General features: G+C 68.1%; 9 protein-coding genes and 2 pseudogenes. 6 read left to right on the top strand and 5 right to left on the bottom strand.

Going from position 1 to position 15,355, the window contains the following annotated elements; all coding sequences use genetic code 11:
* Positions 1–100: 100 nt before the first annotated feature.
* Positions 101–1,043: pseudogene (locus tag ACN6LB_RS31580) on the bottom strand (subtype B tannase); the annotation flags it as partial.
* A gap of 347 nt (positions 1,044–1,390) precedes the next feature.
* Here ACN6LB_RS31580 and ACN6LB_RS31585 point away from each other — a divergent pair.
* Positions 1,391–2,341, top strand: coding sequence for an alpha/beta hydrolase fold domain-containing protein (locus ACN6LB_RS31585; protein ID WP_445028829.1), 951 nt, complete (start codon positions 1,391–1,393; stop codon positions 2,339–2,341).
* Between the two features lie 52 nt (positions 2,342–2,393).
* On the opposite strand, the gene ACN6LB_RS31590 is transcribed toward ACN6LB_RS31585, so the two are convergent.
* The 3 genes from ACN6LB_RS31590 to ACN6LB_RS31600 all read right to left on the bottom strand — a co-directional run bounded on the left by ACN6LB_RS31590 (position 2,394) and on the right by ACN6LB_RS31600 (position 5,560).
* On the bottom strand, positions 2,394–2,909 hold the full coding sequence (locus ACN6LB_RS31590; RefSeq protein ID WP_445028830.1) for a MarR family winged helix-turn-helix transcriptional regulator: 516 nt from the start codon (positions 2,907–2,909) through the stop codon (positions 2,394–2,396).
* 188 nt (positions 2,910–3,097) lie between these two features.
* A complete protein-coding gene (locus tag ACN6LB_RS31595; protein WP_445028831.1) occupies positions 3,098–4,033 on the bottom strand; it encodes a bacteriocin fulvocin C-related protein in 936 nt (311 codons plus the stop codon).
* Positions 4,034–4,255: 222 nt separating this feature from the next.
* A complete protein-coding gene (locus ACN6LB_RS31600; protein WP_445028832.1) occupies positions 4,256–5,560 on the bottom strand; it encodes a cellulose binding domain-containing protein in 1,305 nt (434 codons plus the stop codon).
* Between the two features lie 559 nt (positions 5,561–6,119).
* Between ACN6LB_RS31600 and ACN6LB_RS31605 the strand changes: the two genes are divergently transcribed.
* Both ACN6LB_RS31605 and ACN6LB_RS31610 read left to right on the top strand, forming a co-directional pair.
* Entirely contained in the window at positions 6,120–7,742 is a 1,623-nt protein-coding gene (locus ACN6LB_RS31605; RefSeq protein WP_445028833.1) for a glycoside hydrolase family 43 protein, read from the top strand.
* 44 nt (positions 7,743–7,786) lie between these two features.
* A pseudogene (locus ACN6LB_RS31610) lies at positions 7,787–8,821 on the top strand (endo-1,4-beta-xylanase); the annotation flags it as partial.
* A gap of 60 nt (positions 8,822–8,881) precedes the next feature.
* Here the strand turns inward: ACN6LB_RS31610 and ACN6LB_RS31615 are convergent.
* Positions 8,882–11,113 (bottom strand): alpha-L-fucosidase, encoded by a 2,232-nt coding sequence (locus ACN6LB_RS31615; protein ID WP_445028834.1) that lies wholly within the window; start codon positions 11,111–11,113, stop codon positions 8,882–8,884.
* Positions 11,114–11,578: 465 nt separating this feature from the next.
* Between ACN6LB_RS31615 and ACN6LB_RS31620 the strand changes: the two genes are divergently transcribed.
* From ACN6LB_RS31620 to ACN6LB_RS31630, 3 genes are read left to right on the top strand one after another with little or no spacing between them, the layout of a single operon-like run.
* Complete coding sequence (locus ACN6LB_RS31620; RefSeq protein WP_445028835.1) at positions 11,579–12,640, top strand: sugar ABC transporter substrate-binding protein; 1,062 nt, start codon at positions 11,579–11,581, stop codon at positions 12,638–12,640.
* A 44-nt stretch (positions 12,641–12,684) separates the two neighbouring features.
* Positions 12,685–14,247, top strand: coding sequence for a sugar ABC transporter ATP-binding protein (locus ACN6LB_RS31625; RefSeq protein ID WP_445028836.1), 1,563 nt, complete (start codon positions 12,685–12,687; stop codon positions 14,245–14,247).
* Positions 14,240–15,283, top strand: coding sequence for an ABC transporter permease (locus ACN6LB_RS31630; RefSeq protein ID WP_445028837.1), 1,044 nt, complete (start codon positions 14,240–14,242; stop codon positions 15,281–15,283). Before ACN6LB_RS31625 ends, ACN6LB_RS31630 begins: the two co-directional genes overlap by 8 nt.
* Positions 15,284–15,355 lie beyond the last annotated feature (72 nt).

Genomic DNA, 15,355 nt, shown 5'->3' on the forward strand with positions numbered 1-15,355 from the left:
GCGGAACTCCTCCGGATAAGGCTTGGGCACAGCGACATCCTTCCCACCCGCCCCACAGGGCAAGCCAGTTCAGATGTCACCCGATCGTGCGGCAGACCCTGTCGGCGTGCTCCAGGTCGGTGATGGGGCACCAGTCACCGCTGGCGAAGATCGCGTCGCTCGCGTCCGCCGCGCCCAGCTCCTTGAGGTACTTGTCGTAGAGCGGGCTGTCGCCGGACGCCCCGAGGAGGGCGGACAGCGCGCCGCCGGCGCTGGTGCCGGAGGAGACGATCCGGTCGGTGTTGCCGGGGATGCGGCCCTTGTTCGCGCGCACGTACCGCACGGCTGCCTTCAGGTCCACGATGGCGGCCGGGGCGGTGCCGTAGTAGGTGCCGTCCGCGTCGGTGAGGCTGCGGCCGCGCGCTCCCGGCTCCACGACGACGTATCCCGCGGCGAGAGCGAGCTTGGCGTTGCCGACCATTCCGCCCTGGGCGTTGACCTGCGCGTTGCCGCCGGACTGCACCTCACCCGTGCCGCTGGAGGCCGAAGCGCCGGCAGAGGCGCTCGCCGAGGCGCCGGGCGCACCGCCGCCGGGCATGCCGGTCATGCCTGCGCCGCCCACGCCGGTGGCGTCCGCCACGGACGACGGCATGTAGCCGCCCACCGAGTTGGCGAAGAGGATGGGGGCGTGGGTGGCGTCGACGGCCGTGCCGTCGATCTCCACGGGAACGCTGACGATCAGGCTCTGGTACTTCTCGTCCACCGGCTTGGTGACGTAAGTGACGGCCTTGTAGAAGTGGTACTTCACCGACTTGTCGCCGGCGTCCGTGGCGATGGTGGTGGTCAGTTCCGAATAGGCGTCCTTGTCGAACACCAGGGCGTCCGCGGCCGTCGACCCGTTCGTGCCCGACGCCTGGGCGTTCAAGGCGATGCCACCGACGGCCGCGACACCGGCCGTTGCGCCGAGCCCCATGACGACGGTCCTGCGCTTCACTGCCCTGTGCTTCACGGTTGCCTCTCCCCTACGCGACTCCGGACCGGCGCATGTCGTCCGGCCCGCTGATCTTGCACTTGCGAACGTAGGGGCCCGCATTCTCGATTGTCAACAATTCTGTTGACTTCACAGCACCTCCCTAGGCACTCACAGGCCAATCCCGACCGAGGCCGCTTTTCGGCCACCTACCGACGCCATGCAGCCGACCTCGAGGTGACGCGCGAAGCCTCCCCTCATTCCCTCGCGCACCTGCGCAACGCGGTGCGCCGCCTTGCACGCGGCCCCATGGCATCGCCGCCGTGCTACCTTCAACCCACTTAATTGCCAGGAATCCTGATAATGGGACTCGGCAATCAACCCAGCGATCGGTTCGGTGATCAGCTCACCGACCGAGCGGACTCGACCGAACGGAGCCGCATGTCTCTCCTGGCCCGGCCTGCGGTGGCCTCCATCGCCGCGAAGTCGATGCAACGTCTCGCCGTGCTGGCGGACCGACGCTCAGCGGGTCGCGGTTCCGCGGCCTCGCACCACACCCGTCTCCCCGAATTCCCGCGCACTGTCCACGAGTTGACGGTCCCCACCTCGGTCGCCCCGGCCCGGGCCACGGTGTACACGCCGGCAACGCAAGGCCCGCCCCCGCCGGTGCACGTGAACTTCCACGGTGGCGGATACGTCATGCCTCTGACGGAGATCGACGACCCGCTCTGCCGCTTCCTCGCCGCACAGGCGGGCGTCGTCGTGATCAACGTGGACTACGTGGTCGCCCCGCAGCACCGGTTTCCGGCCCCGCCGCGGCAGGCGTACGAGGTCGTTCGATGGGTCGCCGCGCACGGCGAGCAGAACGGCTGGGACGGGACTCGGCTCTCCGTGGGCGGCCAGAGCGCCGGAGGCGGTCTCGCCGCGGCGGTGGCCCGCCAGGCCCTGGAGGAGGGCGGGCCCTCACTCGCGCTCCAGGTACTCCACTATCCCCCGCTCGATCTCGCGACGAGTGCCAAGGACAAGCGGGCCGCCATCGCCAAGCCGCTGCTGCGCCCGTGGATGGCGGAGGTCTTCGACTCGTCGTACGTGCCCGACCCGCGGGACCGCGCCGACCGGCTCGTGTCGCCCGCCCATCCGTCGGACACCACCGACCTGAAAGGCATCGCCCCGGCCCTGGTGGTCACGGCGGAGTACGACCTGCTCAAGGCCGAGGGCGTACGGTACGCCGACCGCCTTCGCCAGGCGGGAGCGCTGGTCGAGCACTACGACGTACCGGAAGCGGATCACGGGTACGACGGCACCGACGACGAAAAGGCCCGAGAGGTCTACGCCCTGATCGCCCGTCAGGTACGGCGAGCTGTCAACGCCGGGGTGCCCGACGCCACTTGAGTGGGCCGGACGCACACCGAGGCGCCGAGGGACCGTCGAGGGGTCGAGGGGGTCAGGCAGTACCCGCCGGCTCGGTGGTCCCCTTGTCGAGCTCGGCGGCGGCGGAGAGGAAGTCGTCGACCATGCGGTGAAAGAGGGTCGCCAGCTGCCGCAGCTCCTCGGGAGACCAGTCGGCCAGGGCCATCTGCATGCCACGGGTACCCGCCTCGCGGATGCGGTCCACGGCGTCCTGCCCGGAGTCCGTCAGCTCGATGCGCTGCGCGCGACGGTCGTCGGGGTCGGGCACGCGTGTGACGTATCCCGACTTCTGCAGCTGCTGCACCTGCCGGGTCACGTGCGAGGCCTCCACCCCGAGCCGGTTCGCCAGCTCCCCCGGGCGCAGCGACTCCGTGTCCGCGATCTGCCGCAGCAGCGCCACCGCGGCCCGGTCGAGCGGGACGCCGGCCAGTGCCATCAGCCGTTCATGCTGCCGCGCCCGGCTGCCCAGGTACGTGACACGGGTCAGGGCCCGCTCGATTTCGGTCACTTCCGGCGATGCGGGACCGGCTCCCAGGGGTGGTGTGGACATACGCAACACTTTACCATCTTGTTGCGTAACTCAAGTAACTTCCTGAGGGCGCTCGTGCCGGGACCCGAGGGGTCAGAAGCGCTCGCAGTCGAATTCTGGAGCCGTGGTCAGTTCCGGAGCAGCGCACACACGAAGTTCTCCTCGACCGCGCGCGGACGAGTGGAGGCATTCATCGACCCCGGGTGGCCTCAGGGGGCGCAAACCCCGCTGCACGGGCCCAGCCACAGGGGACCGCAGCCGTAATCGGTCCAGTTGCACCACCACGGTGAGGAGTAGCACACCATGTCGCAGCTTCCGGTCCCCGCGCACTGGGAATTGCAGTCCATGACCTGGCTGCCCTCAGTGCTCCGAGGCGCCGCGCCTTGCGTGTCGGCAGGGCCCAGCGTCATGAGAATCGCCCGCGCCTCACTCTCGCCGAACGCCGCCGCAACCGCCGTCTCCAACCCTTCGGTTGCTCCCTGCCGGCGGCCCGCGATGATCTGCGGTGCCAGCCGCGTGGCGTCGTCGAGGACGGCGGACTGCTCGGCCGACAGACCGGGGTGTGCCTTCCGGTGGTTCGCGAAGTGCGCCACCCACAGATCGCTGCGAGCCGAAGCGGACAGCGCGCCGTAGATGGCGCGCCGATAGTCCGCGGGGTAGGCGGCGAACTCGGAGTAGCGGATGGGCAGTCGGTCACGGTTGGCCTTCACCCATCGCGACGCCTTGCTGCCCTTGGCGCGGGTCACAGCCTGCGCGGGTGAGGCTGCCAGACCGCCGGTGAGCAGAAACGTTCCCAGGGCCAGCCCCGGCACGGCCTTGAGGATTCCTCGACGGCTCGGGGGCCGCAGCGCATCGACGTCGCGGAGCGCACGCACCACCCGCAGCGAGTCCGACGGGCCCAACAGCCGCGCCAGGCGGAGGGACAGCGCGGTTCCGGTCCAGGCCCGCACACGGTCGCCGTTGACCGCCAACAAGGTCGGGGCCCACTCGGCCCCATCCCCCAGGGCACGCGTGCGCAGGCCGCGAATACGGGGTTCGGTGAGGCCCGCGATGGTCAACGTGCCGTCCACGGACGCGCGAACCCGGTCCACCACTTCTTCGCAGAATCGGCAGTCGGCGTCGAATGCCAATATCCACTCGGTCACAAGCCTCTCCCCACGTCTGGTGACAACCCGTCCCTGGTGCCCGTCCGCTGTGAGTTTTCAGGCCGACCCGTAGCGCGCCGTTCAGCACTTGCGCACTTCGGGTCCACCTGAAGAGAAGACATTTGCCGAGGTGTCTGGAAGCGTCAATCATTTCGAAGAGGATCGAAACGCTTTACATTCAGGCCGTGCTTGCATCGCGAGCACACCCGTTGCCAATCCACGTCATTTCGGTGAACTCCCTGTGGTGACGGCGCAGTCAGTGCCGTTGAGGGTGCAGGAGGTCGGCGGGGAGGTATCGCCGGTGTGGACGGCCTGGAAGCCGATGTCGACGGATGCGCCGGGGGCGATGGTGGCGTTGTGGGAGACGTTCCTGGCCGTCACCCGGCCGGAGGTGGGCGAGTAGTCGGCGTTCCATCCGGAGGTGATGCCCTGGCCGCCGGGCAGGGTGAAGGCCAGCGACCAACCGTCGATCGCGGTGGAGCCGGTGTTGGTGATGGTGATGTTCGAGGTCAGCCCGGAGTTCCACGCGCTGATGGTGTCGGCGACCCGGCAAGTCGCGGTTCCCGGCGGAGGGTTGGAGGTCTGGAACTGCGTGAAGAATTTCCACACCTCTGCCGGCAGCCAGGTCCTGGAGCCGCTGTCACCAGCGGCTCCGTCCTGCGGAGCGGCGATGTGTCCTTCGTCGAACGCCGCCCAGACGACCGGATGCCCGGCCGAACACCCCGAATAGGCGGTCACCCGGTGCGTCAGACTGCCCTGCGAAGGCTCGGGCGGGTTCTGTGCGGCGCAGCCGTTGTTCCTGACGAACCTGTCCCGCAGCGTACGTCCGCCGGAGATGCCGAGGACGTTGTCCCTGATGCCGTGCACCCCGAGGTAGGCGATGGGCTGGGTGCCGCCGCTGCATCCGCTGAGCTGCCCACCGCTCTGGACGGCGACCGCGCGGAAGACCGTCGCCCGGGAACACGCGAGCGCGTACGACATGGCGGCGCCGTAGCTGAAGCCCAGGGCGAAGCGCTGTGTCGTGTCCACGCACAGGTCCGCCTCGATCCGCCTGATCATGTCGTCGACGAGGGTGACGTCTTCCCCGCCGGAGTTGGCCCAGCCGTTGTCGAGGCCTTGGGGTGCCACGAAGACGGTGCTGTTGTTCGCCAGCCGCTGGAGCCCGTAGTAGGCCCAGGTGCCCGTTTCCACGGTGCGGCCCGTCGCGACGTCGGTGGAGGTGCCGCCCAGCCAGTGGAACCCGAAGACCAGCCGGTAGGGGTGGTTGCGGTCGTAGCCGTCCGGGACCTTCAGGATGAAGCTTCGGTTCTTGCCGCTGCTCTGGATCGTGTACGTGCCGCTCGTCAGGCTGGGGGTCTTGCCGCATCCGGCGCTCGCGGCAGCGGTGCTGACGGTCGCGGCGGCCGGGCCGGAGGCCCCGAGCGGGGTGCTCACGTCCTGGCCGCGACCCAGAGCCGTACCGCCCATGCTCAGGACGACCAGCACCGCGACCAGGACCGGCCATAAGAGGGATCTTGTCCTTGCCATCGTGCAACTCCCCTTCTGTTGGAGCATCGCCATAGGCGGACAGGGGTCCGCCGCGGGAGTGCCGGACGCGAAGCCCACGCCTGACCGCCCGGGCGCCATCGGCCCCTTTCGCGGCGGGAACCGTCGACTGGGACGCCTACGACTCTCGCGAGCACCTGGCGGGCGGTGCTGTCGTCGGCAGGCCGACACAAGACAGTGGATGACTGTCGCTCAACTGCGCACTCATGTCATGTGCATGACACTCACGGATTGTTCGGCATTCGATCCACTTTCGAATCGTCGATGTGACGGATATTAGGGAGATTCGTGAGGCTGTCAACTCTGCCCGCTGCCCAAAAATCTCCGTCACCGCACCCGACCAGCGCGTAGCGGTGCGAAACATTTCGATGCTACTGACGAATCATGCGCAACATATTGACGGGAGCTCTCAACCACCTACCATCCAGAATGCTCACCCGTCGACAACCGTTCGCAACCTCGAACGTCACGGGATCCATCCACCGAAGCGCATCACCGGCAGAGGGAACGACACATGGATATGTCATGCTCTCGTCAGCCAATGGACCGCCGCCGAGCGCTGGTCGCCGGAACCGGCCTGTTCACCGGTGCCTTCCTGCCTCTGGCCGCAGCCTCCGGGACCGCAGCGGCCGCTCCCGTGCCGGAGTCGCTCCTCGCGGCCGCCCCGGCGTACACGAACCCGGTCATCTGGCAGGACTTCGCGGACATCGACATCATCCGCGTCGGCGCCACCTACTACGCCTCCGCCTCGACGATGCACTACTCGCCGGGCGCACCGGTCCTGCGCTCGTACGACCTGGTGCACTGGGAGATCGCCGGTCACTCGGTGCCCGTCCTCGACTTCGGCTCCAAGTACGACCTGAACGGGGCCCGTGGCTACGTACGGGGTGTCTGGGCATCGTCGCTGGCCTACCGGCCGAGCAACAGGACGTTCTACTGGCTCGGCCAGATCGACTTCGCCAGGACCTACGTCTACACCGCCACCGCCGTCGAGGGGCCGTGGAGCCGGCTCACGACGATCGGTACGCCGTACTACGACGCGGGGCTGCTCGTCGACACCGATGACACCCTGTACGTGGCGTACGGGAACACCACCATCAGCGTGGCCCAGCTCTCTTCCGACGGCCGCAGCCAGGTCCGTAGCCGGCAGGTGTTCACCACGCCGTCGAGTGTCGGCACCCTCGAAGGCTCCCGGTTCTACAGGATCAACGGGCAGTACTACATCTTCCTGACCCGCCCCGCGAACGGACAGTACGTCCTCAAGTCGTCGGGCGGCCCCTTCGGCCCCTACACGATGCGGCAGGTCCTTCTCGACCTGCGCGGGCCGATCGCCGGCGGCGGCGTCCCGCACCAGGGCGGGCTGGTGCAGACGCAGGGCGGCGCCTGGTACTACATGGCTTTCGTGGACGCCTATCCCGGCGGCCGGGTACCGGTCCTCGCGCCGGTCACCTGGACCTCGGACGGCTGGCCCGTCGTTCAATTGGTGAACGGCGCCTGGGGCGCGTCGTATCCCAGCCCGGCCGTGCCCCCTCCGCCCCGCCAGGTCGCCCCCATGACCGGCGTCGACACGTTCGACGGCACCGGCCTCAACCCGAGTTGGGAGTGGAACCACAACCCCGACAACACCAAGTGGTCGCTCGGCAATGGACTGACTTTGCGCACCGCGACCGTCACCAACGACCTGTACTGGGCCCGCAATACGCTCACCCACCGCATCCAGGGCCCCACCTCCACCGCCACGGTCGACCTCGACCACTCGGCGATGCGGGACGGCGACCGGGCCGGACTCGCGCTGCTGCGTGACTCCTCCGCGTGGATCGGCCTCAAGCGCGACGGCGGCGTGACACGGGTGGTGATGGTCGGCGGGCTGACCATGGACGGCAGCTGGAACACCACCAGTACCGGCACCGAGCTCGCGAGCGCCGCCGTCCCGGGAGGCCGTATCCGGCTGCGCGCGACCGCGGACATCCGCCCCGGCGCACCACGTCCCGGAACCTTCTCCTACAGCACCGACGGAACCAACTTCACCCGCCTCGGCCCCGCCTTCTCCATGGGCAACGACTGGCGGTTCTTCATGGGCTACCGATTCGCACTCTTCAGCCACGCCACCCAGGCACTCGGCGGCGCGGTCCGCATCCCGCGGTTCGAACTGTCCACGCCCTGAACCGAGCACCACCCAACCCCCCACCAACCCGTACGAGGAGAACCATGAACCCACTGAACCGGCTCGGTCGTCGCCGAGCCTCGGTGTTGTCCCTGCTGGCCGTGGTCGCCCTGGTGACGCCGGGCGCAGCGAACGCCGCGCCCGAAGTGCCCGACGCCGTCCGGGCATCCACACTGGGCGCCCAAGCGGCCCAGTCCGGACGGTACTTCGGGACCGCGGTGGCCGCCGGAAGGCTCGGCGACGGCACGTACAGCGCGATCCTGGACCGCGAGTTCAACTCGGTCACGCCCGAGAACGAGATGAAGTGGGACACGACCGAGCGATCCCGCGGATCGTTCAACTTCGGCCCCGGCGACCAGATCGCCAACCGCGCGTCGGCCCGCGGTCAGCGCGTGCGCGGACACACCCTGGTGTGGCACTCGCAGCTGCCCGGCTGGGTGAGCTCCATCGGGGACGCGAACACCCTGCGCAGCGTGATGAACAACCACATCACCACGTTGATGAACCACTACAAGGGCAAGATCTACGCCTGGGACGTGGTCAACGAGGCCTTCGCCGACGGCGGCAGCGGCGGGCACCGCTCCTCGGTCTTCCAGAACCTGCTGGGCGACGGCTTCATCGAACAGGCCTTCCGCACCGCACGATCAGCCGACCCGGCGGCCAAGCTCTGCTACAACGACTACAGCATCGAGAACTGGAGCGACGCCAAGACCCAGGGTGTCTACCGTATGGTGCGCGACTTCAAGGCCCGCGGCGTGCCCATCGACTGCGTCGGCTTCCAGTCCCACTTCGGCGCCGGCGGTCCGCCGTCGAGCTTCCGGACGACGCTGTCGAACTTCGCCGCCCTCGGCGTGGACGTCCAGATCACCGAGCTCGACATCGCACAGGCGCCGACGGGCGCGTACGCGAACACGGTGAGGGCCTGCATGAACGTGCCGCGCTGCACCGGCATCACCGTGTGGGGCATCCGCGACAGCGACTCCTGGCGCAGCGGGGAGAACCCGCTGCTGTTCGACCGGGGCGGCAACAAGAAACCGGCCTACCAGTCGGCGCTCTCCGCGTTGGGCGGCAGTGCCGCACGCTGACAAGGTGGGCCCCGCCCTCGTGCGGGGCCCATCGCGCTTTCCCTTCCGTGCCGGTCAGAGGGTCGTGAAGGTCCACAGCAGATTGGTGCTACTGCCGTACGTCCACTGCTTGGTGACGGATCCCGAGGCCACGTTGCCGGCGCCGTCGAGCACCAGGCCTGTATTGCGGTTGGCGATCGAGCAGGTGCCGCCGCCCCGGTGGGTGATCGTCCACTGCTGGTTGGCGCCCCCGTTCCAAGCGGCCTGCCTGGCCGCGGACCCGTCGGACGTGGCGCCCCAGCCGTCGGCGACCATGCCGTTGGCGCGGTTGACCAGCTTGTAGTAGCCGCCTCCGACTTCCACCGCCTGCCACTGCAGGTTGGGGCTGCCGTCCCAGGTGTACTGCTTGAGATTGGAACCGGAGGCGACGTTGCCACCGCTGTCCAGGGCCAGGCCGTCGGTGACGTTGGTGATGCGGAAGTAGGCCGCCGGTTTGAACTGGACCTTCAGCGACGTGACCTTGTCGTTGTTGCCGGTGACCCGGAGGTCGGGGTTGTCGGCGGTGAAGGTCCAGGAAGTGCCGCTGAAGTTGTCGCCCGCGTAGCCGATGACCTGGTAGCCGGGGGCCAGTTGGAGGGAGGAGAGGGTGAGGGCGCCCAGGCCGGCCGAGGTCAGTTCGTCCGCCGTGTAGTTGCCGACGGCGAGCGCGGCGCTGGTGCCGGAGTAGTTGACGTCCCTGTATCCCGCGGCGCCGATGAGGGGCCGCAGGCCGGGGATGTCGCCGGAGAAGGCGAGCTTCAGGACGTAGGCGTTGGCGCTGTACGGCGCCGAGGAGGGCAGCGTGACCGCGAGGCCGGAGGAGTTCTGTGTGGGCGCGGGCAGGTCGATGTACGTGCCCGCGGTCGAGTCGAGCAGCTTCACGGAGGTCAGCGACGAGAGGCTGATCCGGTCCGAGTTGAGGGTTTTGATCGTCAGCGAGCTGCCGGGCCAGCCCAGGACGGTGGCGTACAGAACGTTGCCGGCCTTGTTGCGGGTGAAGCGGATGTCCTGCGCGGTACCGGCATGGGGAGTGGTGAACGAACCGCCGCCCATCTTGGTCGGTCCTTCGCCGTAGGCCGTCCAGGCGCGGGTCGAGTACACCGACTCGCCGAAGCGCTTCAGATGGTCGCCGATGCCGAGCAGGATGTCCTTCTGCTGCTGGGGGATGGTGCCGTCGGCCATCGGTGCGATGTTCAGCAGCATGTTGCCGTTCTTGCTGACCCGGTCGATGAACGAGTGCAGCATCTGCTGGGTGGTGTAGTAGCCGATGCCCTGGGTGTAGCACCAACTGCTGCTCGAGATGCTGTCGTCGGTCAGCCAGTAGGGGGCGGTCAGCTCGGCGGGACCTCCGCGCTCGTAGTCGAAGACCTCACCCTTGCCGTGCATGCCGTCCTTGTACGTGGCGACGACCTCACGGCCCCAGCTGTCCGCCTGGTTGTAGTAGTACGCCAGGAAGTTCAGACGTTGGGTCTCGTCGACGGCGTCGAGCTTGAAGTCCTGCCAGAGGATGTCGGGTTGGGAGCGGTCGATGACCTCCTTCAGCTTGTCGAACCAGAGCTGGTTCTCCGCGGCCGAGCCCAGCTGCCCGTAGAGCTTCTTGAGGCTGCTGTCCGTCTGGACGGGGACGTGTTCGTAGAAGCCGTTGAAGTGGTACGCGTGGTGCATGGCCACCAGCAGCTTGAGGTTCTTGGCGCGGATGGCTGTGGTGAAGAGCTGCAGCAGGTTCAGGCCCGGGCCCTTGTCCACCGAGTTCCACTCGTTGACCCGGCTGTCCCACATCGAGAATCCGTCATGGTGTTCGGCGACCGGGCCGGCGAACCTCGCGCCGGCGTCGACGAACAGTTGCGCCCACTCGTCGGGGTCGAACTTCCCGCCGGCCGACTTCAGCTTCGGCGCGAACTTCACGGTGTTGCCCGCCAGGTCCTTCGCTCCGTTGATGAAGTTGTGGTACGGCCATGCAGAGGGCTGGCCGTAGGTCGCGATGTGGTGCCGGTTGGCGTTGCTGCCGGCGTCGTACATGTTGCGCGGGTACCACTCGTTGTCGAAGGCGGGGACGCTGAAGGCGCCCCAGTGGAAGTAGATCCCGAACTTCGCGTCCTGGAACCACTCCGGGGCCGGCGTGTGCCGGTCGACCGAGTTCCAGTCGGGCGTGTACGTGCCGGTCGCCGCCTGCGCGACGGCAGTGCCGAACACGCCTCCGGCGACGGCGACCGCGGCCACGCAGGTGGCACCGGCCAGGAAGTGGCGTCGGTTGATCGAACTCGACATAGGACATCCCTGATGCGGAAGGGGGCGGGGGGAAGGCAGGGGAAAGTCAGGACCGGCGCGCTCTGAGGTACTGGGGCGCCGGATGTTACGCATGAAGGTCGACCATGTGCCCCGTGGATGTCAACGGGCGTGCAGGGATGTAAGACAGGACTTGACCAGGCGTTTTGCCCTATTTGCGCAGTTTCAAGCCATTTCCCGACCATCAAACATGGCATGTCTGCCGTAAGACAGATGGCCGGATCAAGGTCAACACCCCGCGTGATTGATGGGATGGATTCACACCTAGAGCCGCCCACCCTCGACGGCAAGGTCACCTGAGCTGCAACGATTACCTGGCTCGCACGAGAGGGTAGACAAGGCTCCCCGGCTCATCTAAAAATACATCCCATCTCTCCGCGACAGCTGCATACGGCTGTCGCTCCGGCGAAACATCTCCCGCTTCGGGACCAGCGCGAGGAAGTACCGATGAGACTCAGAACCGCCCTCTGCTCCGCCGCCTCCGCCCTGACCGCAATGGCTCTGCTGAGCGCATGCGGCGGCTCCGGCACCGCGGCCTCGTCCGACGGCAAGTCACTGGTCGGCGTGGACTACCCCCGCTCCGACACCGACTTCTGGAATTCCTACATCAAGTACACGCCCAGGTACGCGGGGCAGCTGGGCCTCTCGCTCAAGACCACCAACTCACAGAACGACGTCGCGAAGCTCACCGCCAACGCCCAGACGTTCATCAGCCAGGGCGTCAAGGGCATCGCCATGGCCCCGCAGGACACCGCCGCCATCGCGCCGACCCTCGCGCAGCTGGAGGCGAAGAAGATCCCGGTCGTCACCGTGGACACCCGCCCGGACAGCGGGAAGGTCTTCATGGTGGTGCGCGCCGACAACCGCGCCTACGGCGAGAAGGCCTGCCAGTACCTGGGCACCAAGCTCGACGGCAAGGGCAAGGTCGTCATGCTGGAGGGCGGCCTGGACTCCATCAACGGCCGCGACCGCACCGAAGCGTTCAACGACTGCATGAAGAAGAAGTACCCGGACATCAAGGTGTTCGGTGAGGCCACCAACTGGGACGGCGCCGTCGCCGCACAGAAGCTCCAGACCGACCTCACCGCCCACCCGGACATCAAGGGCATCTACATGCAGTCCAGCTTCGCCCTGTCCGGCACGCTCCAAGTCCTCAAGCAAAAGGGCCTGTTGGTCGGCCCGAAGGACAAGAAGCACGTCTTCGTCGTCTCCAACGACGGCATCCCCCAGGAGCTCAAGTCCATCACCGCGGGCAAGATCGACGCCACCGTCTCGCAGCCCGCCGACCTCTACGCCAAGTACGCCCTGTACTACCTCAAGGCCGCGATCGACGGGAAGAAGTTCAAGCCCGGCAAGACCGACCATGACAGCACCATCGTCCAGGTCCGCGCCGGTCTGCTGGAGGACCAGCTCTCCGCCCCGCTCGTCACCGCAGACGGCGGCACCTACGGCGGCGTTCCCAGCCTCAAGAGCGGCGACACGTCCCTGTGGGGCAACAACCTCGGCTGACCGCTGCCAACCATGCAACGGCTCACGAACACAAGGCGGTTGAGATGAGCAACGGGGAGCGAGCAGTCACCCCCGTGCCCGCCCCGGTGGACGGTGGGCGGGTCCTGGCGGACCCGCCTGTCGTCGAGGCGACGGGCATAGTCAAACGATTCGGTCCAACGGTCGCCCTCGACGGCGCCCGGATCACCATCAGGCCCGGCGAGACCCACGCGCTCGTCGGCCGCAACGGAGCCGGCAAGTCGACCCTGGTGTCCGTCCTCACCGGTCTCCAGGCGCCGGACGAGGGAACGGTCACCTTCGGCGGTGCCCCGGCACCGCGGCTCAGCGACCGCGACGCCTGGCGTCAGCGCGTCGCCTGCGTGTACCAGAAGTCGACGATCATCCCGACGCTGACCGTCGCCGAGAACCTCTTCCTCAACCGGCACGACCACGCGCGCAGTCGGCTGATCAGCTGGCAGGGGGTGCGCCGCCGGGCCCAGGAGCTGCTGTCGACCTGGTCCGTGGACGTGGATCCGCAGACCCCGGCCGGTGATCTCAACGTCGAACAGCGGCAGTTCGTCGAGATCGCCCGGTCACTGTCCTTCGGCGCGCGGTTCATCATCCTCGACGAACCGACCGCCCAGCTCGACGGCGCCGCGATCAACCGGCTCTTCGACCGGATCCGCGACCTGCAACGCCAGGGCGTGACCTTCCTGTTCATCAGTCACCACCTCCAGGAGATCTACGAGATCTGCGACATGGTGACGGTGTTCCGGGATGCCCGGCACATCCTGACCGCGCCGGTCGCGGACCTTCCCCGCGCCGACCTGGTCGCCGCCATGACCGGAGAGGCCGCCGCGGGCCGGCGCGAGGAACGTGCGAGCACCCTGGACGCCGCCGTCCCGGCCGCGCTGAGCGTCCGAGGACTCAGCAGCGGGACCTACGACGACGTCACGTTCCAGGTGGGCGCCGGCGAGATCGTCGGCCTCGCCGGGGCCGCCGGCAGCGGTCGTACGGAGGTCGCCGAGACCGTCGTAGGACTGCGCGGCGCCGAATCCGGGGAGGTGGAGATCGCCGGGAGGCGGCCACGGCAGGGCAGTGTGCCGGCCGCGCTGTCCGCGGGCGCCGGGTTCGTCCCGCAGGACCGGCACCACCAGGGGTTCGTGCCCGACATGTCGATCGCGGACAACGCCACCCTGTCCGTGCCCGGCCGGATCGGCAGCAACGGGTTCCTGAACCGCAGCCGTCGCGACCGGCTCGTCGAGGGCATGATCGAGAACCTGGCGATCAAGACGCCCGGCCCCGAGCTGCCCGTCTCCTCGCTGTCCGGCGGCAACCAGCAGAAGGTCGTCATGGCCCGGGCCCTCGCCGACGACCCCCGGCTGCTGGTCCTGATCAACCCGACCGCCGGCGTGGACGTGCGCTCCAAGGAGTTCCTCCTGGGCAAGGTCGAGGAGACCGCGGAGACCGGCACCGGGGTGCTCATCGCCTCCGACGAACTCGACGACCTGCGCATGTGTGACCGGGTCCTGGTGATGTTCCAGGGCCGAGTGACCTCAGAGATCGCCCGCGGCTGGCACGACCACGACCTGGTGGCCGCGATGGAAGGAGTGGATTTCCATGCCTGAAACCGTCCTCGCGGACACGTCCGCCCTCGAGGCCGCTCAGCCGCGCGCCAAGCGGACCGGCCTGTTCGGCGGCCGGATACCCGTGGCCAGGCTGCGGGACCTCGCGCTCGTCCCCGCGATCGTGGTCATCGCGGTCGTCGGCCAGATCGTGAGCCCGGTCTTCCTGCAGACGGACAACCTCATCAATGTCCTGCAGACCATGTCCGAGATCGCGCTGCTGGTCCTCGCACAGACGATGATCCTGATCGTCAAGAAGATGGACCTGTCGCTGGAGTCCACCATGGGCCTCGCTCCGGGTGTCGCGGCCTGGATGGTTGTGCCGGCGGGCGCCGGACACGGCCTGGGACTCCTGCCAGGTGCCTGGTCCATCCCCCTCACCCTCGCCGTGGGCGCCCTGGTCGGTGTGGTCAACGCGCTGCTGATCATCCGCTTCGGCCTCAACGGCTTCATCGTCACCCTCGGCATGCTGATCGTGCTGCGCGGCGTCCTCACCGGTATCTCCGGCGGCCAGACCTTCTTCCAACTGCCGGAATCGATGCTCTATCTCGGCACCGCCGAGTGGTTCGGGATGCCGGCCTCCATCTGGATCTGCCTGGTCCTGTTCGCCGTCGCCATCGTCGTCCTCGGCTGGACCGGCTTCGGCCGATCGCTGTACGCCATCGGCGGCAACGTCGACGCCGCCAAGGCCGCCGGCATCCGTACCGACCGGGTGCTGTGGATCGTCATCGTCACCGGCAGCGTGCTCGCCGCCCTCGCCGGACTGCTGCTGTCCGGACGCCTCGCCTCGGTCGCCTCCGCGCAGGGCAACGGCTACATCTTCACCGTCATGGCCGCCGCCGTCATCGGCGGGATCAGCCTCAACGGCGGCAAGGGCACCATGTTCGGGGCGTTCAGCGGCATCCTGCTCCTCTTCATGATCCAGAACGTGCTCACCCTGGGTGGCGTTCCCGCCCAGTGGATCGGCGCCCTGAACGGCCTCATCATCCTGGTCGCGCTGATCATCTCCCGCATCACGGGCGGCAAGGTCCAGGAGTGACCCGCGCGGCCCCTGCCGCCGGACTCCCCGCGCCGTTCCCCACCCCGTCACAGGTGGCCGTCCGCCCGCCTG

It is taken from the genome of Streptomyces sp. SAS_270, from assembly GCF_052543295.1.

Excerpts from the sequence above, each read along its gene's own strand:
- ACN6LB_RS31585 (WP_445028829.1), top strand. The coding sequence starts at position 1,391 with ATGTCTCTCCTGGCCCGGCCTGCGGTGGCCTCCATCGCCGCGAAGTCG.
- ACN6LB_RS31590 (WP_445028830.1), bottom strand. The coding sequence starts at position 2,909 with ATGTCCACACCACCCCTGGGAGCCGGTCCCGCATCGCCGGAAGTGACC.
- ACN6LB_RS31600 (WP_445028832.1), bottom strand. The coding sequence starts at position 5,560 with ATGGCAAGGACAAGATCCCTCTTATGGCCGGTCCTGGTCGCGGTGCTG.
- ACN6LB_RS31605 (WP_445028833.1), top strand. The coding sequence starts at position 6,120 with ATGGACCGCCGCCGAGCGCTGGTCGCCGGAACCGGCCTGTTCACCGGT.
- ACN6LB_RS31615 (WP_445028834.1), bottom strand. The coding sequence starts at position 11,113 with ATGTCGAGTTCGATCAACCGACGCCACTTCCTGGCCGGTGCCACCTGC.
- ACN6LB_RS31620 (WP_445028835.1), top strand. The coding sequence starts at position 11,579 with ATGAGACTCAGAACCGCCCTCTGCTCCGCCGCCTCCGCCCTGACCGCA.
- ACN6LB_RS31625 (WP_445028836.1), top strand. The coding sequence starts at position 12,685 with ATGAGCAACGGGGAGCGAGCAGTCACCCCCGTGCCCGCCCCGGTGGAC.
- ACN6LB_RS31630 (WP_445028837.1), top strand. The coding sequence starts at position 14,240 with ATGCCTGAAACCGTCCTCGCGGACACGTCCGCCCTCGAGGCCGCTCAG.